The sequence below is a fragment of the Sphingobium sp. LB126 genome (assembly GCF_002795205.1).
GTDB lineage: Bacteria > Pseudomonadota > Alphaproteobacteria > Sphingomonadales > Sphingomonadaceae > Sphingobium > Sphingobium chungbukense.
On sequence record NZ_NETV01000001.1, the window covers coordinates 928513 to 950454 of the forward strand.

Here is a 21942-nt window from a genome sequence, read left to right on the forward strand (position 1 = left end):
GCCTATCGCCGCATCAACCGCAACCGGAAGATTCCCGGATCGACCTCCAGCATCGGCGCCATAATCGCTCCCTCCGTCCGCTGCGCCAGAAGCATGGGGGCGGCCTTCGGCGCAAAGGTCACGATGGCGCTCCCCGGATCGCCCACCACCAGTGCGTCCACCATCAGCACAGGACTCAGGCGATCCGGTGTCACGCTGACCAGGGTTCCGACCTGCGTCATTCCGAACAGCCTGCGCGCAAAGGCATGGGGTAGCCGAATGCAACCATGGCTCGCCGGATAGCCCGGATTGTGCCCCGCGTGCAGCGCGATCCCGTCCCAGGTCAGCCGCTGCATGAAGGGCATGGGCGCGTTCGAATAGATGTTCGACCGATGCCATTCGCGCTTCTGCAATATCGGGAACTCCCCGGTCGGCGTGCGGTGCCCCTTCATCCCGGTCGAGACGCTGGCGACCCCGATCAGCCGGTCGCCGTCATAGACGTGCACCGTCTGCCGCTCGATGCTGATCACCAGATAGAGCGGTCCGGCAAAGGGCCCCTCCTCCATCCAACGATAGCTCCCCGGCGCGACGGGTCCCTCTTCCGCCAGCACTGGCGGCGTCAACAACAGGCAGGCAAACAGCCCGAGAAGGAGGTGGACAAAGGACATATACGCTTTTTTAACCACAAGGCGCGGCGGCACCAGCCCCCATATCGCCTCCGCTCATCCCGAGGCGGGACAGCCCAGTATCGGTGTCCTATCGTCCACGCCCAACGTCGTGCCGGCACCTTCGACCGTCCGCCATGAAGCAGGGAAAAGGCGCGAAAATCGGTCTTTCCGGGCCCTCATCGCGCTGTCATCTGAAATCCTACAGCAGGCTGAGTTGCGCGACCGGCGCAAAGCTCCTGCGATGCAGCGGTGTTGGCCCATGCTCCCTGAGCGCAGCGAGATGCTTGGCGCTGCCATAGCCCTTGTTGCTTTCCCAGCCATAATGCGGATGTGCCGCCGCCGCTTCGATCATCATCCGGTCGCGCGCCTCCTTCGCCAGGATGGAGGCCGCCGCGATCGACAGGCATTTGGCGTCGCCCTCGACGATCGCCGTCGAAGCCCAGCGCCATTGCGGGCAACGATTGCCGTCCACCAGCACATGGGCGCAATCCTGGGTGAGCGCCTCGACCGCCCGCGTCATCGCCAGCATGGTCGCCCAGAGGATGTTGAGGCTGTCAATCTCGTCGACCGAAGCGACGCCCAGCCCCCAGCAGAGCGCCCGCGCCTTGATCTCCCCCTCCAGCACGGCGCGCCGGGCGGCACTCAACTGCTTGCTGTCGTTGAGGCCTTCCGGACAATCCTCCTGCCGCAGGATCACCGCCGCCGCGACCACGGGCCCGGCCAGCGGTCCCCGCCCCGCTTCGTCCACCCCGGCGACCAGTCCCGGACGATGCAGCAGTTCATGGAAAAAATCAGGCATGGTGATGGAATCCGAACGGCGCGCCCATCGGCCCATGCCCCTGCCCCAGCCCCGGCGCGAGCTTCAACGCTTCCCGCACATATTTGCGTGCCCGCTCGATCGCGTCGATCAGGTCCCATCCCTGCCCCAGGCCCGTCGCGATCGCGCTGGCCAGGGTGCAGCCGGTACCATGGGTGTGCGGCGTGTCGATCCGCGCATTGCTCCAGGCCTTGCGCACGCCTCGCGGCCCGATCAGCCGGTCGGTCAGCATCGGACCCTCGCCGTGGCCGCCCTTGGCCAGTACATGGGTGGCGAAGCGAATCGCGATCTCCTCGCCGCCCAGCGCCGCCAGTTCGGGAATATTGGGCGTCACCAGCGTCGCCAGCGCCATCAGCTTCTCAAAGGCCGCGATCGTCGCCGCATCCGCGAGCATCGACCCGCTCGTCGCCACCATGACCGGATCGAAGACGATCGGCACATGCTCCAGCCCCGCCAGCCGCTCCGCCACCGCCGCCGCAGTCTCCGCCGATCCGATCATCCCGATCTTCACCGCATCGACGCCGATATCGCTGATGACGCTCTCCATCTGCTGGAGCACCATGTCGACCGGCACGGGGTGGACGCCCTGTACCCCCAGCGTGTTCTGCGCCGTGATCGCGGTGATCGCGGTCATGGCGTGGCCGCCCAGCAGCGTCACGGTACGGATATCCGCCTGGATGCCCGCCCCGCCCCCGCTGTCAGACCCGGCAATGATGAGAATGCGCGCGACGCTCATGTCTTGTATTTGCGCTCCGTCGAGGCCGGGTGCCGTTTCAGCGCATTACCCACCCGCGTCGGCCGGTCCATCAATTCCCCGCCGCAATTGGGGCAACGGTCGTCCAACGCTTCCGCGCACGGCGCACAATAGGTGCATTCGAAGGAACAGATGAATGCGCCCGGCTCATCGGCGGGCAGGTCGATGCCGCAACGTTCGCAGTCGGGGCGCATGTCCAGCATCAGGCCGCCGCCTTCGCCACGGCGTCGCAGATGCGCTCGACCACGTCCTTGACCTGCTCCTCCCGGTCGCCCTCGGCCATGACGCGGATCACCGGCTCCGTCCCCGAAGGGCGGATCACCAGCCGCCCGCTGCCGTTCAGTTCCGCCTCGGCCTGCGCGATCACCCGCTTCACATCCTCATGTTCCAGCGGCTTGCCGCCTGAGAAGCGGACATTCTTGAGCAATTGCGGCACCGGATCGAACTGGTGCAGCACCTCGCTCGCCGGCTTGCCCGAGCGCACCAGCGCGGCCAATACCTGCAACGCCGCTACCGTGCCGTCCCCGGTCGTCGCATAATCGGACAGGATCATGTGCCCCGACTGCTCGCCGCCAACATTGAACCCACCCTCGCGCATCCGTTCCAGGACATAGCGGTCGCCGACCTTGGTCCGCTCCAGCGCCATGCCCTGCCCGGCGAGGAAGCGCTCCAGCCCGAGGTTCGACATGACCGTCGCCACCAACCCGCCACCGCGCAGGGTGCCCGCCTTCGCGAAATTCCCGGCGATCAGCGCCATGATCTGGTCGCCGTCGACGATCGTGCCATGTTCATCGACGACGATCAGCCGGTCCGCATCACCGTCCAGCGCGATGCCGATGTCCGCACCGGACGACACCACCGTCTCCTGCAAAAGCTGCGGCGAAGTCGAACCGCAACGGTCGTTGATATTTGTGCCGTCGGGCGAGACGCCGATCGCGACCACCTCCGCCCCCAATTCCCAGAAGGCGGACGGCGCCACCTGATAGGCCGCACCATTGGCGCAATCGACCACGATCTTCAGCCCATCCAACCGCAAATCGGCGGGGAAGCTGGACTTGACCGCATGGATGTAGCGGCCCCGCGCGTCCTCGACACGACGGGCACGGCCGATGTCCTGTGACGCGGCGAGTGGAATTTCCTGTTCCAGCATCGCTTCGATCTTCAGCTCATCCTCGTCGGACAGCTTGTACCCGTCGGGACCGAACAGCTTGATGCCATTGTCATAATAGGGATTGTGACTGGCCGAGATCATGACGCCCAGATCGGCGCGCATCGAATGGGCGAGCAGCGCCACGGCCGGGGTGGGGATCGGCCCGAACTGCACCACGTCCATGCCGACGGCGGTGAAGCCCGCGACCAGCGCATTTTCCACCATATAGCCCGAAAGCCGCGTGTCCTTGCCGATCACCACACGATGGCGATGGGTGCCGCGCTGGAAATGCTTGCCTGCGGCCATGCCCACCTTCATCGCCAGTTCGGCGGTCATCGGCCATTGATTGGTGCGCCCACGAATGCCGTCGGTGCCGAAATATTTTCTGCTCATAATCCTCATCCGCCGGTGCGGTGAACCCTGTTCCCTTCCCATAGCAATCTTTGTTCGACTTTCCAGCAAGGAGCGGCCATCCCCTTGCAAATGGACGGATTCAATGCAGCGATCGACGCCCTTTCCGGCGCGGTCTTCATGAAAGTGCCCGTGCTGGGGACGCAGATCGAACTGATCGTGCTCTATCTGGCGCTGCCGATGCTGTTCTTCACGGTGTGGCTGGGCTTTCCCAATGTCACGGCGGTGGGCCGGGCGATCCGCGTCCTGCGGACGCAACCGCATGAAGGAGAGGCGAAGGGCGATGTCAGCCAATGGGGCGCGCTGTCCACGGCGCTTTCGGGGACCATCGGCCTCGGCAATATCGCGGGCGTGGCAGTGGCACTGACCATGGGCGGGCCGGGCGCGATCCTCTGGATGTTCGTCATCGGCTGGTTCGCCATGACGGTGAAGATGGCCGAGGTGACGCTGGGACTCAAATATCGCACCTTCGACGCCCAAGGCCATGTGCATGGCGGGCCGATGTATGTGCTCAAGGCGGTGGGCACGGCGCGGGGCTGGCCCAGGATCGGGCTGATATTGGGCGGATCATACGCCTTTTTCGCGCTGTTCGGCGCGATCCCGATGGTGCAGGTCAACCAAAGCTTCGCACAGGTGAAGGTGGTCACGGGTTTCGGCAACGGCTGGGCCTATGGCATCATCCTCGCTGGCGCGGTGGCGCTGGTGACGCTCGGCGGCGCGGCATGGCTGGGCGAGGTGGCGAAGCGGCTGACGCCGCTCAAGGTCGCGGTCTATCTGATCGGCGTCGCGACGGTGCTAATCCTGCACGCCGCCGCCATCCCCGCGGCTCTGATGGAAATCTGGCACGGCGCCTGGAGCGGGCAGGCCGCGACCGGCGGCGCGGTGGGCGCGTTCGTCGCGGGCATGCGCCGCGCCGTGTTCGCAAGCGAGGCGGGCGTCGGGTCGGCGGTCATGGCCCATAGTCTGGCCCGCGCGCGGCATCCGGTGTCCGAGGGGCTGGTCGCATTGCTGGAGCCGCTGCTCGGGACGATGATCGTCTGTGCGCTGGGCGGGCTGGCGCTGGTGGTCGCCGGGACGTGGAAGAGCGGGCTGGAAGGGATCGCGATCACCTCCGCCGCCTTCGCGCAGGTATCGCCCTCCTTCCCCTGGCTTCTGGCGGTCGTGGTGGTGCTGTTCGCCTATTCGACGCTGGTCGCCTGGGGCTTTTACGGCTTGCAGGCCTGGGGCTATCTGTTCGGCAACGGGCCGAAGGCGCAGTGGAGCTACAAGATCCTCTATATCGTCGCCCTGCCACCGGCGGCCGCCATCGACCTCGGCCGGGTGGTCGGCATCGTCGACAGCAGCTTCTTCCTGATGGCGATCCCCAATGTGATCGCGCTCTATCTCTGCGCCGGGGAATTGCGGCGCGACGTTCGGGCTTATCTGGCGACGCCCGAAGAGGATTAACGCGCCATCGCCGCCTCGACCTCCTCCACGGTCCGGGGAACGCCTTCGCTCAGCCGCTGCGATCCGGTCTGGGTGATCAGGTAGAGGTCCTCGATCCGGATGCCGATATTGGCGGACTGGACATAGAGTCCGGGCTCTATCGTGATGACCGCACCTGCCGGCAACGGTTTCGCCATGTCCCCCACATCATGCACGTCCAGACCGACCAGATGGCCAAGTCCATGAGTGAAGTCGTCAATCCGCCCGGCCTTGCGGAAGACGTCCTTCGCCGCCTCCACCAGATCCTCATAATAGACGCCGGCCTTGAGTTTCGCGACGGCGGCGGCCTGGGCGGCGAGGACCAGTTCATAGGAGGCGCGCTGTTCGGAGGTGAATTTGCCGCTCGCCGGGAATGTGCGCGTCACGTCGCAGGCATAGCCACCCACCGAGGCGGCGGCATCGATCAGGATCAGATCGTTGGTCCCGATCACGCCGCTGCCGCCGGTATAATGCAGCGAAGCGGCGTTGCGCCCCGTCGCGACGATGCTGTCATAGGCCAATCCTTCCCCGCCCCCGGCACGGAAGGCATCCTCCAGGATGGCCTTCAACTGCTTTTCGGTCATGCCGGGGCGCACCTGCTTCATCGCGGCGATATGCCCGCGCGCCGTGGCCGCCGCCGCCTTGCGCATCAGGTCGAGTTCGCGCGGTTCCTTGACGATGCGCAGCGAAGGCAACAGGGCGCTTTCATCCTTGAGCGAGACGCCCGGAACCCGCTGCATCACCTTGCCGTAAAGTTCCAGCGCCTTTGGCACCGGGGCGGAAGCGCTGACAATCGGCCCTAGGAAATGCAGCGTCTTGGAGCGTTCGGCAAGGGTCGTCACGAGGCTGCCGAGGCCGCCCGTCCGCGACACGCGGGCAAAGCCGGTGCGACGCTCCAGTTCGGTGCCCAGCGGCAGGCGCTCGACTTCCCAGCGTTCCGCCTCCGGATCGCGCGAGGGGAGCAGCAGCCATTCCTTGATCGTCCGCTCGGCGGGCGCCATGATCAGGATCGCGCCGGGCTCATCGACGATGCCCGTCAGCCAGGCAAAATCGCCGTCCTGAACGAATGGCGGCGCCACCGCGGCGCTGCTTTGCACTGGATCGGCGCCAAAGACGACCGCAACGCCGTCCTTCAGCACATCCATGACGCGGCGGCGGCGCTCACGGAATATGTCAGGCGCGAAGGGTGATGTGCCCGCCGGGGTCGCGAAGCCCTGCGGCGGCATTGTCTGCGCGGAGAGTCGCGTGGAAAGGACCAGGGATGCCGTAGCGCCCGTCAGCATGGTCCGCCGATCATACATAGAAATCTCCCTTGCTGCGCCGACAGGAGCATGAAAGGGCATGATCGGCAAGGGCGTATCAGGGCGATGATACAGTAAAGGCCCCGCCGATCGGCGAGGCCTTCCGAAGCGCGGGCAATGGCGGATCAGATCTTGTCGCCAAGCGCGCCTTTCACTGATCCCTTGATGTCCTGCACCGTGCCCTTGGCCTTCTGTGCCTGGCCTTCCGCGACCAGATCGGGATCACGCCTGTTCTTGCCGACGGCTTCCTTGACGGCGCCCGTCGCCTTGTTACCCGCAGCCTTTGCCTTGTCGGTCAGTTCGCCCATGGGACTTCTCCTGTCTGTTGCTGTTGCAGGATCAACAGCGGGGCGGACAGAAGGTTGCCATCGGTGCGAAAGCGAAATAGTGGGCCTGGGCAGGGGCGGCCTTTTGGACGCCAAAAGAAAAGGGCCGGAAAATCCGGCCCTTCCCCAAATGTCGTTCCGATCGAACCGATCAGCGCTTCGAGAACTGGAAGCTGCGGCGGGCCTTGGCCTTACCGTACTTCTTACGCTCGACGGCGCGGCTGTCGCGGGTCAGGAAGCCTTCGGCCTTGACCGCGCTGCGCAGCGCCGGTTCGTACTTCGACAAAGCCTGGGCGATGCCGTGCTTGACCGCGCCGGCCTGGCCCGACAGACCGCCGCCCTTGACGGTGGCGATCACGTCATACTGGCCTTCACGCTCGGTGACGCCGAAGGGCTGGTTGATCACCAGACGCAGGGTCGGGCGAGCGAAATAGACTTCCTGATCGCGGCCGTTGACCGTGATCTTGCCGGTGCCGGGCTTCACCCAGACGCGGGCGACGGCGTCCTTGCGGCGGCCGGTCGCATAGGCGCGGCCGAGGCTGTCGATTTCCTGGGCGCGCAGCGGAGCCGAGGGCTGAACCGGAGCGATCGGCGCGTCGGCGGCGACGGTTTCGGCAGCGACGGCAGGCGCCGGAGCGTTGGCGGTCAGCGACGCGAGGTCGGACAGGGACTGGCGGTTATCGGACATTAGGCACCCACCTTGTTCTTGCGGTTGCGCGACGCGAAGTCGAGCACTTCGGGGTTCTGCGCAGCGTGCGAATGCTCGGCACCGGCGAAGATGCGCAGGTTGCGCATCTGCTGGCGGCCCAGCGGACCACGGGGGATCATGCGCTCAACGGCCTTTTCCAGGACGCGCTCGGGGAAACGCCCTTCCAGAACCTTCTGGGGGGTGGTTTCCTTGATGCCGCCGGCATAGCCGGTGTGCTTGTAATAGACCTTGTCGGTCAGCTTGCGGCCGGTGAACTTCACCTTCTGAGCGTTGATGATGATGACATTGTCACCGCAATCGACGTGGGGGGTGAAGCTCGGCTTGTGCTTGCCGCGCAGGATGTTCGCGACGGTCGAAGCGAGGCGGCCGACGACGAGACCTTCCGCGTCGATCAGGATCCACTTCTTTTCGACCGTTGCCGGGGTTGCCGGCTTGGTGGTCTTCATCAGCGCCTTCATGGTGCCAATCTCCAGTTAAATGCATAAACCGATCGCCGTCGCCGGCCTTCGGAAGATGCGCGCTAATGACGGGTGGGGCCGCACAAGTCAAGAGATTCGGCGGCTTTGCTGACGGGTAAAATAATACCCGTTACTTGGCGAGCTGTTCACCCACCCAGCGGGCGAAGCCGCTGTCGGCGGCCTCCACCGGCAGGGCGAGGATCGCGGGAACCTCATAATCATGCAGTTCCGCGATGCGCGCCATCAGCGCTTCGCGGCGCGACGGCGCGGTCTTGAAGAGGACGGGCACCTCCGCCGTCTCCTCCAGCACGCCGTTCCATTCGTAGATGGACGTCGCCTCCCCCAACAAGTTGGCGCAGGCGATCAGCCGTTCCTCGATCAGCCGGCGCGCCACCCGCATCGCCGCGTCGCGCGAGCCGAACAGCGTGTAGACGAGCGCGACGGCGCTCATCCCCGCCGTTCCCCAAGGCTGTGCGCCGCCCAGGCGGCAGCGGCGACCACCAGCGCGCCGACCGCCTGGTGCAGCACGGCGAGCGGCAGCGCGATGCCACTGATGACGGTGGCGATACCGAGCGCGATCTGCGTACCGACGGCGGCATTGAGCGCGATCGAAGGACCGCGATCCCCGGCCTGCTTCGCCATGCGGGCGAGCAGGATCAGCATGGCGGCCGTGATCCAGGCCCACCAGCGATGGATGAAATGCACCAGATAGGGATCGCTCGATATCGTGGCCCAGAGCGAGCCGAGCCACTCTATGCCCCGCGGCACGAAATGATCGTTCATCAGCGGCCAGGTGCTGGACACATAGCCCGCATCCAGCCCCGCGGTGAACGCGCCGAACATGAGTTGCACCAGCAGCGCGACCAGCGCGGCGATCGCGAAGGGATGCAGCATAGCCGGCTTGGCGAAGGGCGTCCTCGACCGGGTCAGCAGGTCGAGCGCGGTCCAGATGAGCCCGCCCATGATGAACAATGCCGTCAGCAGATGCACGGCGAGGCGATAATGGCTGACGTCGGTGCGCACCGACAGGCCCGACTTCACCATCCACCAGCCGATCGCGCCCTGCAATCCGCCCAGTGCCAGCAAAGCGATGAGGCGCGGCCCATAGCCCTGCGGAATCGCCCTTTTCCATGCGAACCAGAGCAAGGGCAACGCGAAGGCCATGCCGATCAGCCGCCCCAGCAGCCGGTGGACCCATTCCCAGAAGAAGATGAACTGGAAATCGCCCAGCGTCATGCCCTGCCGCAGCTGCTGATATTCGGGAATCTGCTGATAGTCGCGGAACGCCTCCATCCACTGATCGTGGGTCAGCGGCGGGATGGCGCCGGTGATCGGCTTCCACTGGGTGATCGACAGGCCGGATTCGGTCAGGCGGGTGATGCCGCCCACCACGACCATGCAGAAGACGAGGGCGGCGACGGCCAGCAGCCAGCGCGCGATCGATGCTGGACGCGGGACGGCTATGGCGGGGCGGCTGAGGGTCAACGCGGTCATGGCGCCGATCCATGCGCTGTTGTTCGCCCTGTTGCAAGGATAACCCGGAAGATGGACAAAAGGTCATAACGGCCCGCGCAGCAACGGATACAAAAGGTTGGACAGGCGTATCTGGCCTCATGAGGAGATTGATCGAGGATAGGCGATGAGCAGTGCCGGCACTGCCGCCATGATCGCCGCGCAAGGGCCGATCGGTGCCCTGACCGCGCAGATCGATGCCAACTCGCCGCTGGGTCCGGTAGAGGGCTGGTCGCCCGCGCTGATATCGACCGTCCGGCTGATGCTGTCGTCCACGGCCGAGATCGTGCTGTTCTGGGGGCCGGACCTGTGCGCCCTCTATAATGAAGCCTATATGCCCACCATCGGCGACAAGCATCCACGCGTGCTGGGCCGTCCAGCGCGGGAGGGTTGGGCAGAGCTATGGGACGATCTGGAGCCGTTGCTGCGGTCCGTGATCCAGGACGGCCAGTCGGTGCATGCCAAGGATCGCCCCTTCTATATCGAGCGCGACGGCGACCAGGGGGAAGAGGTGTTCTTCGACATCAGCTATTCCCCTGTGTTCGAGGCGGACGGATCGATCGGCGGCGCGCTCTGCATCGTCAGCGAGACGACCAGGCGCGTGCGGGCCGAGCAGGAGATGCGGGCGGACCGCGCCCGGCTGTGGGCGCTGGCGCGCGACCCTTTCCTGGTCGCAGACAGGAACGGCGTGTGGATCGCCGCCAGTCCCGCCTGGACCGATATATTGGGTTGGAGCGAACAGGAACTGATCGGCCGCACGTCGGAATGGATGGAACATCCCGACGATCTGGAGAGGACGCGGGGCGAACTGGCCGGTCTGGCGAGCGGCAGGCCGACGGTGCGTTTCGAAAACCGATTCCGCGCGAAGGACGGCGGCTATCGCAATTTCAGCTGGACCGCCGTGCCGGAAAACGACCTCATCTATTGCGTCGCCCGCGATGTGACGGAACAGCGGGCCCATGCCAGGGCGCTGGCGGACGCGGAAGAGGCGCTGCGGCAGGCGCAGAAGATGGAGACGCTGGGCCAGCTTACCGGCGGGGTGGCGCATGATTTCAACAATCTGCTCCAGATCGTCACCGGCAATCTGGAACTGTTGCAACGCGGTCTAGAAAAAATCTCCGACGATGATCAGCCGCGATTGCGCCGGGCGGCGGACAACGCCATGGCGGGGGCCGAACGCGCGGCGCTGCTGACCCAGCGGCTGCTCGCCTTTTCCCGCCGCCAGCCGCTCGCGCCCGAGCGGATCGATCCCAACCGATTGGTGAGCGGCATGTCCGACATGCTGATACGGTCGCTGGGCGAGACGATCGAGATCGAGCTGATCCAGGGGGCGCGGGTCTGGGCGGTCGAGATCGACATCAACCAGATGGAAAATGCGTTATTGAACCTGGCCGTCAACGCGCGCGACGCGATGCCGCTGGGCGGCAAGCTGACCATCGAGGTCGCCAACACCCATATCGATGCCGTCTATGCCGCGCAGGAGGCGGAGGTGTTGCCGGGCCAATATGTGCTGATCAGCGTATCCGACACCGGTGAGGGCATGGACGAGGAGGTGCTGAGCCACGCCATCGAACCCTTCTTCACCACCAAGGAGGTCGGGCGCGGCACGGGCCTGGGCCTTTCCATGGTCTATGGCTTCATCAAGCAGTCGGGCGGCCATATCCGCGTCTATTCGGAGGCCGGGCACGGCACGACGGTGAAGATCTACCTGCCCCGCTTCTACGGCCCCCTGCCGGACAACGACACGGGCGCGGAGCATCGGACCCCGCCGATATGCGGCGGCGACGAGACGGTGCTGGTGTGCGAGGATGACGAGAAAGTCCGCGCCTATACCGTCGATGTGCTGAGGGAACTGGGTTATCAAGTGATCGAGGCGGGCAACGGCGCGGCCGCGTTGCAGGCGCTGGAAGAGGCCCCGGAGCCGGTCCACCTGCTGTTCACCGACGTCATCCTGCCAGGCGGAATGACCGGCGCCGACATCGCGCAGGAGGCGCAGGTGCGGCAGCCGGGCCTGAAGGTGCTGTTCGCGACCGGCTATGCCCGCAATGCGATCATCCATCACGGCCGGCTCGATCCGGGGGTGGAATTGCTGACCAAGCCCTTCACCTATGCCGAGCTGGCGGCGAAGGTGCGGGATATGCTGGATCGCACCGAGGCGCGTCAGGTGGTGTGAGGCGCCCGGTCCTTCGATGCCATGGTCATTGGGTGCGCTTCCACGCGGCGACCAGTTCCAGGGCCCGATCCCTGACCGTTCCGGCGTCGTCGCCGGGCCGATAGAGCGCGCCGCCGACACCAATCCCCTCGCAACCGGCGGCCAGCCATTCCCCGACCGTGTCCGCACCCGTGCCGCCCACCGCCCAGACGCGGACCTGTTTGGGCAGCACGTCCTTCAGCGCCCTTACATAAGCGGGACCCATAAGCGCGGCCGGGAACAGCTTGATGCGGCGCGCGCCCGCCCCGATGGCGACGAATGCCTCACTCGGAGTCATGAAGCCGGGAAGCAGCTCAAGACCGAGTTCGGCCCCTCTGGCGATCACCTGGGAGTCCGTATTGGGCGTGATCATGATGCGGCCACCCGCACCATGCAACCCCTCCACCGCATCGACAGAGAGCACCGTGCCGCCGCCGATCAGCGCGCGGTCACCGAATGCGGCCTGCATCGCGGCGATGCTTTGCAGCGGTTCGGGGGAGTTGAAGGGGACTTCGAGGATGCGGATGCCCGCTTCGACCAGCGCCGCGCTTATGTCGATCGCCTCATCGGGCTGGAGGCCGCGCAGGATCGCGCAGATGGGCGGCGCGCCGGAGGCAAGCAGGTCGTCGAATGTCATGGGAGGGGCTCCGTCAATGGGCTTATGGGGCGGTTTATCGTTGGTCATTTCCAGCCGTTCCCCGCCCGCCTGCGGGATGGGGAATGACAGCTTACCATCCCCTCATCTAAACCAATCCCAGCCCGGCGAGCGAGCAGGCATCGCCATCCAGCAGTTGGGACGCCAGCCCCTGCCTTCCGAGCGCCTGCGCATAGCGGACCGCAAGCTGGGCGTCCCCGATCAGGAGAATGTCGTCCACTTCCTCAAGCGTACCACGCATCTCCGCAATCTCGCAGCCGATGATGAGGCCGGACAGATAACCCGTGGCCCACTCGGCCGAGCGTCCCGCCCGCAATCGCATCGCCCGCGCGGCGAACAGCGAGGACAGCAGCCGCCCCTCCCCCGCCCGCTCCAGCCCTTCGCCGAACCCCAGCGCCTCCTGCGCCGGATGGGCCCGGTCGGTTTTCGGCCCCAAGGTGGAATGGTCCCGCAACAGGGCGAACAATTCCCCCGTCGGCATGGTGCGGAAGGAGGCGATGCGGCCATCCTCCACCACCGTCCATTTATTGTGCGTGCCGGGCAGGACGATGAGATGCCGCCCCCGCGCCAGCGCCGGATCGCGGGCCATGGCGCCGAAAATCTGCGTTTCCTCGCCGCGCATCACATCATGCGCGCCATCCTCTCCGACGCAGGCGACCCCCGCCATGATGCTGACCGGCGTGCCACGCCAGTCGAACCGCTTCGCGGCGGCGCGCCAGGATTCGGCATCGGCGGGACAATCGGCATAGGGCGCCTCCACCCAGCCGTCGCGCGCGCCGGCCATGCCGCAGAGGCGTATCTCCCTGGGCGCCCCCTCCTCCAGCCAGGGGGCGATGGTGGCGGCGAAGGCGGCCTCTGCTTCCTGCCCCACCGCGCCGATACCCGGGCCATCGTGACGCGCGGTGACGCGGCCCTGCTCCATGCGGAAGAGGCGCAAGCGGCTGGTCCCCCAGTCCCCGACGACCGCATATTGGCTCATCAAATTTGTCACTGGGGCCCAAGCATCCTTGAATTTCTATTTGTATGAGTATATCGGAAGGGCAAGCGCGTCAACGTGCCCCAGAATCCATCTGCCATTTCCTGCGACAGGGTGCCTATTCAATGAGCGATTCGTCCAAGCCTGCCCATAAGCTGCGTAGCCGCGCCTGGTTCGACAACCCAGACAATATCGACATGACCGCGCTTTATCTGGAGCGTTATCTGAATTTCGGGCTGTCGCTGGAGGAATTGCGCAGCGGCAGGCCGATCATCGGCATCGCCCAGACCGGCAGCGACCTGTCGCCCTGCAACCGCCATCATATGGTACTGGCGGAGCGGGTGCGCGAAGGCATCCGCGAAATGGGCGGGATCGCGCTGGAATTTCCGGTGCATCCGATCCAGGAGACGGGCAAGCGGCCGACGGCGGGGCTGGACCGCAACCTCGCCTATCTGGGGCTGGTCGAGGCGATCTATGGCTATCCGCTGGACGGTGTGGTGTTGACCACCGGCTGCGACAAGACCACGCCCGCGCTGCTGATGGCGGCGGCGACCGTGAATATTCCCGCCATCGCCCTATCGGTGGGACCGATGCTGAACGGCTGGCACAAGGGCGAGCGGACGGGTTCGGGCACCATCGTCTGGCATGCGCGGCAATTGCTGGCAGCGGGCAAGATCGACGATGAGGGATTCATCAAGCTGGTGGCCTCCTCCGCCCCCTCGACCGGCTATTGCAACACCATGGGCACGGCGACGACGATGAACTCGCTGGCCGAGGCGCTGGGCATGATGCTGCCCGGGTCGGCGGCGATCCCGGCGCCCTATCGCGACCGGCAGGAGGTCGCCTATCGCACCGGCAAGCGGATCGTCGAGATGGTGGCGGAGGATCTGAAGCCCTCCGACATATTGACGCTGGACGCTTTCCATAACGCCATCGTCGTCAATTCCGCCATTGGCGGCTCGACCAACGCGCCCATCCATCTGGCGGCGATCGCGCGCCATGTCGGCGTCGACCTGCCGCTCAAGGATTGGGAGACGGTGGGGCACAAGGTGCCGCTGCTCGTGAACCTCCAGCCTGCGGGCGAATATCTGGGCGAGGATTATTATCGCGCCGGGGGCGTGCCCGCCGTGGTGGGCCAGCTCATCGGGCAGGGTCTGATCCGCGAGAACGCGATGACCGTCAACGGCCGGACCATGGGCGAGAATTGCCGGGACGTGGCGATCGAGGATGAGAAGGTCATCCGCCCCTTCGCCCAGCCGCTGAAGGAAGAGGCCGGGTTCCTCGTCCTGTCGGGCAATCTGTTCGACGCGGCGGTGATGAAGACCAGCGTGATCTCCGAGGAGTTCCGCCAGCGCTATCTCTCCAACCCCGACGATCCCAATGCTTTTGAAGGCCCGGCGGTCGTGTTCGACGGGCCGGAGGATTATCATGCGCGGATCGACGATCCAGCAACGGGCATCACACCCGATACGCTGCTGTTCATGCGCGGCGCCGGCCCGGTCGGCTATCCAGGCGCGGCGGAAGTGGTGAACATGCGGCCGCCCGCCTACCTCATCACAGAGGGCGTATCGGCCCTGCCCTGCATAGGCGACGGGCGACAATCGGGCACGTCGGGCAGCCCGTCGATCCTCAACGCCTCGCCCGAAGCGGCGGCCATGGGCGGGCTGGCGCTGCTCCGGACCGGCGACCGGGTGCGCATGGACCTGAACAAGGGTAAAGTGAACGCGCTGATTTCCGACGAGGAACTGGCAAGCCGCCGGGCGAAGCTGGTAGCGGAGGGCGGGTTCAAATATCCCGCGTCGCAGACGCCCTGGCAGGAAATCCAGCGCTCCGTGGTCGGCCAGATGGATACCGGCGCGATCCTGGAGGGAGCCGAGAAATATCAGCGCATCGCCCAGACCAAGGGCCTGCCCCGCGACAATCATTGAATTAACCATCCCCTATTTCCGGAGTATTCCCCATGTTCAACGGAGCCATTCTTGTCGGCGCTGCCGAGCGCCTGGGCGGCGAGCCCTTCTTCGCCGTCGATCCGTCGACCGGCGCGAGGGGCGAGGTCGCTTTCCACAACGCGTCGGCGGCCGATGTCGCGGACGCATGTGCGCTCGCCGATGCGGCGTTCGAGGGCTTCTCGACGCTGGCACCCGATGCCCGCGCCGCCTTTCTGGAAGGCGTGGCTGACCAGATCATGGCGATTGGCGACCTGCTGATCACCACGGCCATGAGCGAAAGCGGCCTGCCGCGCGGCCGACTGGAGGGAGAACGCGGCCGCACCGTCGGGCAGCTTCGCCTGTTCGCCAGCTATGTGCGGCAGGGCGACTGGCTGGACGCCACCATCGACAAGGCGCTGCCGGAGCGCCAGCCGCTGCCGCGCAGCGACCTGCGCCGCGTCAATCAGGCGGTCGGCCCGGTCGCGGTGTTCGGCGCGTCCAACTTCCCCCTCGCCTTCTCGGTCGCGGGCGGCGACACCGCATCGGCCTTCGCCGCCGGTTGCCCGGTCGTGGTCAAGGGCCATCCCGCCCATCCCGGCACCGGCGAACTGGTGGCCCGCGCCATTGCCGCGGCCGTGAAGGACAGCGGCCTGCATGAAGGCGTGTTTTCCTACCTGCCCGGCACGACCAATGACCTTGGCGGCGCGCTGGTGGCCGATCCGCGCATCAAGGCGGTGGGCTTCACCGGATCGCGGGGCGGCGGCCTTGCCCTGATGAAGATCGCCGCGGGACGCGACGAGCCGATCCCGGTCTATGCCGAAATGTCGAGCATCAACCCCGTCGTGCTGTTGCCCGGTGCGCTGGCCAATCGCGCCGAGGCGCTGGGCACGGCCTTCGTCGGGTCGCTGACGCTGTTTTCCGGCCAGTTCTGCACCAATCCGGGGATGGTGATCGCGCTGGACGGCCCCGATCTCGACCGTTTCGTCGCGTCCGCCGCCGGGGCGCTGTCGGGCAATGGTGCGCAGGTCATGCTGACGCCCGGCATCCACGCCGCCTATGAAAAGGGCGTCGCCGCCCTGGCCGGGGCTAAGGGCGTCACCACCATCGCGCGCGGCGCGGCGGCGGACGGCGTCAATCGCGGGCAGCACGCGCTGTTCGCGGCGACCGGCGAGCAGTTCCGCGCCAATCCGGCGCTGGCGCATGAAGTGTTCGGCTCTTCTTCCATCCTGGTCAAATGCGCGACCGTCGAGGAAGTCATCGACACCATCGGCCGCATGGAGGGTCAGTTGACCGCGACGCTTCAGATGGACGAAAGCGATCAGGTCGATGCCGCGAAGCTGCTGCCCACGCTCTCCCGGAAAGTGGGTCGCGTGCTGGCCAACGGCTGGCCGACCGGGGTGGAAGTGACCCATGCCATGGTACATGGCGGCCCCTTCCCGTCGACCTCCGATGGGCGCACCACCTCCGTCGGCACGTTGGCGATGATGCGCTTCCTGCGCCCGGTCTGCTATCAGGATGTGGCCGACGCGGTGTTGCCACCCGCGCTTCAGGCCGCCAATCCGTGGAAGCTCACCCGTCGCGTCGAGGGCAGGCTGGAAGTCGCCGCATGACGATCAGGGCAGGCCTTGTCGGCCTGGGCAAGATCGCCCGCGACCAGCATCTTCCCGCGATCGAAAAGACCGCGGGCATAGAAGTGGTCGCGGTCGCCAGCCGCAATGCGCAGGGTGAAGGGGTCAGCAATTATCCCAACCTTGATGCCATGCTGGCGGGCGAGCCGGAACTCGATGCCGTGATCCTGTGCCAGCCGCCGCAGGTCCGCTATCAGGCGGCGCGACAGGCGATATTGGCGGGCAAACATGTCTTCCTGGAAAAGCCGCCGGGCGCCACCGTGTCGGAGGTGGAGGCGCTGGTCGCGCTGGCGAAGGCGCGGAACGTCACGCTCTATGCGAGCTGGCACAGCCGCTATGCCGCCGCCGTCGCGCAGGCGAAGGCGTGGTTGGCGTCGCGCACCATCGAGCGCATCGACATCCAGTGGCGCGAGGATGTGCGCCACTGGCATCCCGGCCAACCCTGGATTTGGGAAGCGGGCGGTTTCGGCGTGTTCGATCCCGGTATCAACGCGCTTTCCATCCTGACGGAGATCGTACCCGAACCGGTCACCCTGCTGTCCGCCAGCCTGGAGGTGCCGCAGAACAAGGATGCGCCGATCGGCGCCGCGCTCAAGATGGCAACCGCTTCGGGCGCGCCGGTGGAGGCGGTGTTCGACTGGCGCCAGACCGGGCCGCAGACCTGGGACATCGCAGTCGAAACGGGAAATGGCCGCCTGCTGCTGTCAGAGGGCGGCAATATGCTGCGGCTGGACGGCGAAGTTCAGGTGAAGGCGCCGGACGAGGAATATCCGGCCATGTACCGCCGATTCGTGCAATTGACGGCGGACAAGGCGATCGATGCCGATATCGCTCCGTTGCGATTGGTGGCCGATGCCTTTCTTTGCGGGCGGCATTGCCCTACGACGGCGTTCGAGGACTGATAGAAGGGGAGCCGGGGTTTTGGGGAGCGAGCGCAAGGACGTGACGGAACGCAAGTTCGCGGCGGAAGAAGGCTCGCTCCGCATCCATCAGGCCATTGCCCGGCAGTTGGGCACAGCGATCCTGATGGGCGTCCACAAGCCCGGCGACCTGTTCGAAGGGGAGATCGAGGCGTCGGAACGGCTCCACGTCTCCCGCACCGCCTATCGGGAGGCGGTACGCATATTGATTGCCAAAGGCATGCTGGAAAGCCGCCCCAAGGCTGGAACGCGCGTGCTGCCGCGCAGCCGCTGGAATGTGCTGGACCCCGAAATTCTCGCCTGGATGTTCGCGGGGGAACCGGACCGCGACTTCATCCGCGACCTGTTCGAACTGCGCGGCGTGATCGAGCCGGCGGCGGCGGAATTCGCCGCGCGGCGGCGCACCGACGACCAGCTCGCCGTGATGACGCGGGCGTTGGAGGATATGGAGAAATGCGGCCTATCGACGCCTGAAGGCCGCGCCGCCGACCAGCGTTTCCACCACGCGATCCTCGCCGCAACCCATAATGACGCGCTCGCCGCACTGGCAAGCTCGGTGGGGGCGGCGGTGAGTTGGACCACCACCTTCAAGCATCGCAAGAAGCTGCTGCCGCGCGATCCCCTACCCGATCACAAGGCGGTCTATCACGCCATCGCCGCCCGTGACACGGCCGCGGCGCGGTCTACCATGGTGGAATTGCTGCGGCTGGCGCTGGCGGATATGGATATCGCCCTGTCCGAACCGCTTCGTGATTAAAGCATGCGCCGATCAGATTAAACGAAATGCTTTAATTTATTTATTTTCCGTGAGTTATGAGTCGTAAGATATTCCATCTCACTTGACATCGCTCCAGGCCCATAGGGTTAACAATTTGTCATGAAAGGCGGCGGCGCCGGTCATCGGAAATTCATCTTTCGACCTTAAGAAGAACCAGACCGCCCGTTCCCCCCTTCGGGCGGCCCTGAACCTCGGCCCCGCCGTGGAGCTTGTGCTCCGGCGGGGCTTTTTTTCGCTTCGAAAGGCGCCGCTTCCATCGATCATGGCCGGCACTTGCTGGTCGTCACCGTCGCACCTTCCTGCGCGAGGCGTAGGACAGGCGTCGCGCCGATGCCGCATCGCAGCCTCCGTGATTTCGATATATTGTATACATACATATTGACGATCGCGGAGTTTTCCGCAATTATCCGGGCTATTATCCTTTACAATACGAGTTATAGTATACATTTTCGCGATACATCGAGAAGCGCAATGCGTTTCATCTGGAGAAGGGCCTTCAATGGACAGCATGCGGACAGGCCGCCCCCGAACCCTTTACGAGAAAATATGGGACGCCCATGTGGTGAACAGGCGCCCCGATGGCACTTGCCTCATCTACATAGATCGCCATCTCATCCATGAAGTGACCAGCCCTCAGGCTTTCGAGGGATTGCGCACGGCTGGGCGCACCGTCCGGCGACCGGATTTGATGCTGGCGGTGCCCGATCATAATCTGCCGACAACGGCGCGGGTCGACCCGCAGGGCCGGCCGGTGGCCGTCACCGATCCGCAATCGGCCCAACAGCTTGCCCTCCTGCGGAAGAACGCCGCGCAATACGGAATACGCTATTTCGACGCCACGGCGCCCGAACAGGGCATCGTGCATGTCGTCGGCCCGGAACAAGGCTTTACGCTGCCGGGCGCCACCCTGGTCTGCGGCGACAGCCACACCGCTTCGCACGGCGCGCTCGGAGCGCTCGCCTTCGGCATCGGCACGAGCGAGATAGAGCATGTCCTGGCCACGCAGACGCTCCTGTTGAAGCCTTCGAAAAAACTTGAGGTTCGCATCGAGGGCAGCCTGGGCTTCGGCGTCGGCCCGAAGGACGTCATCCTCCAGATCGTGGCGCAACTCGGTGCGGCCGGCGGCAGCGGCTTCGTCGCGGAATATACCGGGTCCACCATTCGCGACATGTCGATCGAGGGCAGGCTGACCGTGGCCAATATGGCCATCGAACATGGCGCACGCTCCGGACTGATCGCGCCTGACGAAAAAACCTATGCCTATTTGCGGGGCCGTCCCATGGCGCCGAAGGATCATGCGTGGGAAGCCGCCCTTGCATGGTGGAGAACGCTGCCCAGCGATCCGGGCGCCACATATGACAAGCGGCTTCTGATCGACGCCGGAACCATAGCGCCCAACGTCACCTGGGGCACAAATCCGGAAGACGTCACGCCGATCACCGGATCGGTTCCCGATCCCGAACAGTTCGCAGACGATTCCAGGCGCGATGCCGCCAGGCGTTCGCTGGATTATATGGGCTTGGTTCCCCATCGCCGGATGGAAGATATCGGCATCGAACATATCTTCATCGGAAGTTGCACCAACAGCCGGATCGAGGATCTGCGCGCCGCCGCCGCGGTGCTGAAGGGGCGGAAGATTTCCTCCCGCATCAGGCAGGCGTTGGCCGTGCCCGGATCGGGACTCGTCAAGCACCAGGCCGAGGAGGAAGGGCTGGACCGCATCTTCATCGAAAGCGGATTTCAATGGCGGGAACCGGGATGCTCCGCATGCCTGGGCATGAACCCCGACAGGATTCCCGCCGGCGAACGCTGCGCATCGACGTCGAACCGCAATTTCGTCGGCCGACAGGGACCCGGGTCGCGCACGCACCTTCTGTCGCCCGCCATGGCGGCGGCCGCCGCCGTGACGGGTCGATTGGCCGACGTGCGCGAACTTATGGGCAACGCCCGGGAGTTGACCCCATGAAGCCGATCAGCAAGGTCGAAGGGCGCGCCTATCCCTGGGGCGCCAAGAATGTCGATACCGATGTGATCATCTCCGCACAGTGGCTGAAGACCATCTCACGCCGGGGCCTTGGCAAAGGGGCGTTCGAAAGCCTGCGTGCCCAGCCCGGCAACATCTTCGACGATCCACGCTATGCAGGGGCCCCCATCCTGATCGCGGGCGATAATTTCGGTTGCGGCTCCAGCCGTGAACATGCCGCATGGGCCCTGGCCGACATGGGAATTGAAGCCGTTCTCGCACCGAGTTTTTCCGACATATTTTCCGGCAACGCGTTCAAGAACGGCATTTTGACCGTTACACTGCCGCAGCCTGCAATCGATCGACTGATCGAGGTCACGAAGAATCATGAGATCATCGTGGATCTCGAAACGATGACTGTTACATCAAATCTTGGCGACGTCTTCCCTTTCGCGATCGACGCGTTTCGTCGCCAGTGCCTGCTTCAGGGACTTGATGAGATCGGCCTGACATTATCGATGGAAAGCGCGATCGACGACCATGAGCATATGACGGCGCAAGACCGTCCGTGGTTATCGGCGGCCTGAACCCGGCATCGCAGCCGTCATGATCGCTTTGCCTGCGCATGATAGGCGCGGCGGATATGCGATTTCATGGCGGCACCCGCCCATTCCGCGTCGCCCGCTTCGAGTGCCGCGGTGATCTCGCGATGGTCCGAAAGGCTCTTGTGCAGCTCCTCGCGGTCGTAACGGATGGCTGTTTTGTATACAACGGGGATGAACACCAGCCGTGAAATCATGAACGCCAGCCGTTCGGACGCCGCAGCCCCCACGACCAGCTCGTGGAAGGTCGCATTCTCCTTGAGGAAGGTCTCGATGTCGGGCGTTTCCTTGGCGATGGCCTCGGCTATCCGGTTGTTGGAGATTTTCAGCAGATCCACGACATCGGCCGTGATCGCTTTCGCCGCCCGCTCCGCGGCATGACTTTCCAGTACGGATCGGAGCATGAACAGCTCCTCCAGATCGCTCTCCTTCCACACCGTCACGAAGGACCGGTTGCTGTCGCTCCGCTCCACGAACATCTCGGTTTCCAGCCGCCTCATCGCGTCCCGCACGGGCGTTCGCGACACGCCGCACGCCTCGGCTATTTCCTCCTCCCGAAGCTGACTTCCCGGAGGGAAGGTCCCGTCCAATATGCGTTGCCGGATGATCGCATAGGCGCGCTCGCTTGCGTTCATGATCTCCAATTCCGTTTGCCGTCCCGGCCAGATGAAAGCCTGACCGGCAACGCATACCATCGCCTGTGCACATTTACAGGCCTTTCTTCACCCACATCCCAGCTTCTCCCCTTTACA

22 protein-coding genes are annotated in these 21942 nt (G+C 65.1%); 8 read left to right on the forward strand and 14 right to left on the reverse strand.

All coding sequences use genetic code 11. The annotated features are described in order from the left end of the window. Positions 1 to 2: 2 nt before the first annotated feature. From CAF53_RS04485 to glmM, 5 genes are all read right to left on the reverse strand, one after another. A complete protein-coding gene (locus CAF53_RS04485) occupies positions 3 to 647 on the reverse strand; it encodes a L,D-transpeptidase family protein (RefSeq protein WP_046764784.1) in 645 nt (214 codons plus the stop codon). 199 nt (positions 648 to 846) lie between these two features. Further along, a complete protein-coding gene (locus CAF53_RS04490; RefSeq protein ID WP_046764930.1) occupies positions 847 to 1446 on the reverse strand; it encodes a ribonuclease HII in 600 nt (199 codons plus the stop codon). Continuing rightward, complete coding sequence (gene thiD, locus CAF53_RS04495) at positions 1439 to 2200, reverse strand: bifunctional hydroxymethylpyrimidine kinase/phosphomethylpyrimidine kinase (protein ID WP_100237441.1); 762 nt, start codon at positions 2198 to 2200, stop codon at positions 1439 to 1441. Before thiD ends, CAF53_RS04490 begins: the two co-directional genes overlap by 8 nt. Then, on the reverse strand, positions 2197 to 2421 hold the full coding sequence (locus tag CAF53_RS04500) for a DUF1272 domain-containing protein (protein ID WP_100237442.1): 225 nt from the start codon (positions 2419 to 2421) through the stop codon (positions 2197 to 2199). Before CAF53_RS04500 ends, thiD begins: the two co-directional genes overlap by 4 nt. Continuing rightward, positions 2421 to 3761, reverse strand: coding sequence for a phosphoglucosamine mutase (gene glmM / locus CAF53_RS04505; RefSeq protein WP_100237443.1), 1341 nt, complete (start codon positions 3759 to 3761; stop codon positions 2421 to 2423). Before glmM ends, CAF53_RS04500 begins: the two co-directional genes overlap by 1 nt. Before the next feature lie 90 nt (positions 3762 to 3851). Here glmM and CAF53_RS04510 point away from each other — a divergent pair, with 90 nt between their 5' ends. Continuing rightward, on the forward strand, positions 3852 to 5225 hold the full coding sequence (locus CAF53_RS04510) for an amino acid carrier protein (RefSeq protein ID WP_046764788.1): 1374 nt from the start codon (positions 3852 to 3854) through the stop codon (positions 5223 to 5225). Here CAF53_RS04510 and CAF53_RS04515 read toward each other — a convergent pair. The 6 genes from CAF53_RS04515 to CAF53_RS04540 all read right to left on the reverse strand — a co-directional run bounded on the left by CAF53_RS04515 (position 5222) and on the right by CAF53_RS04540 (position 9531). Next, positions 5222 to 6544, reverse strand: a complete 1323-nt coding sequence (locus CAF53_RS04515) for an aminopeptidase P family protein (protein ID WP_100237444.1) — start codon at positions 6542 to 6544, stop codon at positions 5222 to 5224. The two genes, CAF53_RS04510 and CAF53_RS04515, sit on opposite strands and share 4 nt — an antisense overlap. Positions 6545 to 6669: 125 nt before the next feature. Next, a complete protein-coding gene (locus CAF53_RS04520) occupies positions 6670 to 6852 on the reverse strand; it encodes a CsbD family protein (protein ID WP_100237445.1) in 183 nt (60 codons plus the stop codon). A gap of 169 nt (positions 6853 to 7021) precedes the next feature. Beyond that, complete coding sequence (gene rpsI, locus CAF53_RS04525) at positions 7022 to 7558, reverse strand: 30S ribosomal protein S9 (RefSeq protein WP_052757470.1); 537 nt, start codon at positions 7556 to 7558, stop codon at positions 7022 to 7024. Then, positions 7558 to 8037 carry a 50S ribosomal protein L13 gene (gene rplM, locus CAF53_RS04530; RefSeq protein ID WP_046764791.1) on the reverse strand — a complete coding sequence of 160 codons (480 nt, stop codon included), beginning with the start codon at positions 8035 to 8037 and terminating at the stop codon, positions 7558 to 7560. The genes rpsI and rplM overlap by 1 nt, the downstream gene beginning before the upstream one ends. Positions 8038 to 8167: 130 nt before the next feature. Further along, complete coding sequence (cutA, locus tag CAF53_RS04535; protein ID WP_100237446.1) at positions 8168 to 8488, reverse strand: divalent-cation tolerance protein CutA; 321 nt, start codon at positions 8486 to 8488, stop codon at positions 8168 to 8170. Next, positions 8485 to 9531: a COX15/CtaA family protein gene (locus tag CAF53_RS04540; RefSeq protein WP_100237447.1), complete on the reverse strand. Its 1047-nt coding sequence runs from the start codon at positions 9529 to 9531 to the stop codon at positions 8485 to 8487. The genes cutA and CAF53_RS04540 overlap by 4 nt, the downstream gene beginning before the upstream one ends. Before the next feature lie 145 nt (positions 9532 to 9676). Between CAF53_RS04540 and CAF53_RS04545 the strand changes: the two genes are divergently transcribed. Beyond that, positions 9677 to 11722: a PAS domain-containing sensor histidine kinase gene (locus CAF53_RS04545; protein WP_100237448.1), complete on the forward strand. Its 2046-nt coding sequence runs from the start codon at positions 9677 to 9679 to the stop codon at positions 11720 to 11722. 25 nt (positions 11723 to 11747) lie between these two features. Here the strand turns inward: CAF53_RS04545 and CAF53_RS04550 are convergent, their stop codons facing one another. Then, complete coding sequence (locus CAF53_RS04550; RefSeq protein WP_100237449.1) at positions 11748 to 12377, reverse strand: 2-dehydro-3-deoxy-6-phosphogalactonate aldolase; 630 nt, start codon at positions 12375 to 12377, stop codon at positions 11748 to 11750. 106 nt (positions 12378 to 12483) lie between these two features. Continuing rightward, complete coding sequence (locus CAF53_RS04555; RefSeq protein ID WP_100237450.1) at positions 12484 to 13374, reverse strand: 2-dehydro-3-deoxygalactonokinase; 891 nt, start codon at positions 13372 to 13374, stop codon at positions 12484 to 12486. Between the two features lie 122 nt (positions 13375 to 13496). On the opposite strand from CAF53_RS04555, the gene CAF53_RS04560 reads away from it, so the two are divergent. From CAF53_RS04560 to leuD, 6 genes are all read left to right on the forward strand, one after another. Then, positions 13497 to 15299 carry an IlvD/Edd family dehydratase gene (locus tag CAF53_RS04560; protein ID WP_046764796.1) on the forward strand — a complete coding sequence of 601 codons (1803 nt, stop codon included), beginning with the start codon at positions 13497 to 13499 and terminating at the stop codon, positions 15297 to 15299. A 32-nt stretch (positions 15300 to 15331) separates the two neighbouring features. After that, positions 15332 to 16909: an aldehyde dehydrogenase (NADP(+)) gene (locus CAF53_RS04565; protein WP_100237451.1), complete on the forward strand. Its 1578-nt coding sequence runs from the start codon at positions 15332 to 15334 to the stop codon at positions 16907 to 16909. Beyond that, positions 16906 to 17829, forward strand: coding sequence for a Gfo/Idh/MocA family oxidoreductase (locus tag CAF53_RS04570; protein ID WP_046764797.1), 924 nt, complete (start codon positions 16906 to 16908; stop codon positions 17827 to 17829). Before CAF53_RS04565 ends, CAF53_RS04570 begins: the two co-directional genes overlap by 4 nt. Before the next feature lie 19 nt (positions 17830 to 17848). Next, complete coding sequence (locus CAF53_RS04575) at positions 17849 to 18604, forward strand: FadR/GntR family transcriptional regulator (RefSeq protein ID WP_100237452.1); 756 nt, start codon at positions 17849 to 17851, stop codon at positions 18602 to 18604. 529 nt (positions 18605 to 19133) lie between these two features. After that, the gene (leuC, locus tag CAF53_RS04580; protein ID WP_100238690.1) at positions 19134 to 20591 is read left to right on the forward strand and encodes a 3-isopropylmalate dehydratase large subunit; all 1458 of its coding nucleotides are present in this window, start codon (positions 19134 to 19136) and stop codon (positions 20589 to 20591) included. Beyond that, a complete protein-coding gene (leuD, locus tag CAF53_RS04585) occupies positions 20588 to 21175 on the forward strand; it encodes a 3-isopropylmalate dehydratase small subunit (protein WP_046764800.1) in 588 nt (195 codons plus the stop codon). The genes leuC and leuD overlap by 4 nt, the downstream gene beginning before the upstream one ends. Before the next feature lie 17 nt (positions 21176 to 21192). On the opposite strand, the gene CAF53_RS04590 is transcribed toward leuD, so the two are convergent. Continuing rightward, on the reverse strand, positions 21193 to 21825 hold the full coding sequence (locus CAF53_RS04590; protein WP_046764933.1) for a GntR family transcriptional regulator: 633 nt from the start codon (positions 21823 to 21825) through the stop codon (positions 21193 to 21195). Positions 21826 to 21942 lie beyond the last annotated feature (117 nt).

Coding starts and splice junctions, on each gene's coding strand:
- CAF53_RS04570 (WP_046764797.1), top strand. CDS start 16,906: ATGACGATCAGGGCAGGCCTTGTCGGCCTGGGCAAGATCGCCCGCGAC.
- CAF53_RS04520 (WP_100237445.1), bottom strand. CDS start 6,852: ATGGGCGAACTGACCGACAAGGCAAAGGCTGCGGGTAACAAGGCGACG.
- cutA (WP_100237446.1), bottom strand. CDS start 8,488: ATGAGCGCCGTCGCGCTCGTCTACACGCTGTTCGGCTCGCGCGACGCG.
- CAF53_RS04490 (WP_046764930.1), bottom strand. CDS start 1,446: ATGCCTGATTTTTTCCATGAACTGCTGCATCGTCCGGGACTGGTCGCC.
- CAF53_RS04540 (WP_100237447.1), bottom strand. CDS start 9,531: ATGACCGCGTTGACCCTCAGCCGCCCCGCCATAGCCGTCCCGCGTCCA.
- leuD (WP_046764800.1), top strand. CDS start 20,588: ATGAAGCCGATCAGCAAGGTCGAAGGGCGCGCCTATCCCTGGGGCGCC.
- thiD (WP_100237441.1), bottom strand. CDS start 2,200: ATGAGCGTCGCGCGCATTCTCATCATTGCCGGGTCTGACAGCGGGGGC.
- CAF53_RS04565 (WP_100237451.1), top strand. CDS start 15,332: ATGTTCAACGGAGCCATTCTTGTCGGCGCTGCCGAGCGCCTGGGCGGC.
- CAF53_RS04555 (WP_100237450.1), bottom strand. CDS start 13,374: ATGAGCCAATATGCGGTCGTCGGGGACTGGGGGACCAGCCGCTTGCGC.
- CAF53_RS04550 (WP_100237449.1), bottom strand. CDS start 12,377: ATGACATTCGACGACCTGCTTGCCTCCGGCGCGCCGCCCATCTGCGCG.
- CAF53_RS04510 (WP_046764788.1), top strand. CDS start 3,852: ATGGACGGATTCAATGCAGCGATCGACGCCCTTTCCGGCGCGGTCTTC.
- CAF53_RS04590 (WP_046764933.1), bottom strand. CDS start 21,825: ATGAACGCAAGCGAGCGCGCCTATGCGATCATCCGGCAACGCATATTG.
- rpsI (WP_052757470.1), bottom strand. CDS start 7,558: ATGTCCGATAACCGCCAGTCCCTGTCCGACCTCGCGTCGCTGACCGCC.
- CAF53_RS04485 (WP_046764784.1), bottom strand. CDS start 647: ATGTCCTTTGTCCACCTCCTTCTCGGGCTGTTTGCCTGCCTGTTGTTG.
- CAF53_RS04560 (WP_046764796.1), top strand. CDS start 13,497: ATGAGCGATTCGTCCAAGCCTGCCCATAAGCTGCGTAGCCGCGCCTGG.
- leuC (WP_100238690.1), top strand. CDS start 19,134: ATGCGGACAGGCCGCCCCCGAACCCTTTACGAGAAAATATGGGACGCC.
- CAF53_RS04545 (WP_100237448.1), top strand. CDS start 9,677: ATGAGCAGTGCCGGCACTGCCGCCATGATCGCCGCGCAAGGGCCGATC.
- glmM (WP_100237443.1), bottom strand. CDS start 3,761: ATGAGCAGAAAATATTTCGGCACCGACGGCATTCGTGGGCGCACCAAT.
- CAF53_RS04500 (WP_100237442.1), bottom strand. CDS start 2,421: ATGCTGGACATGCGCCCCGACTGCGAACGTTGCGGCATCGACCTGCCC.
- CAF53_RS04515 (WP_100237444.1), bottom strand. CDS start 6,544: ATGTATGATCGGCGGACCATGCTGACGGGCGCTACGGCATCCCTGGTC.
- rplM (WP_046764791.1), bottom strand. CDS start 8,037: ATGAAGGCGCTGATGAAGACCACCAAGCCGGCAACCCCGGCAACGGTC.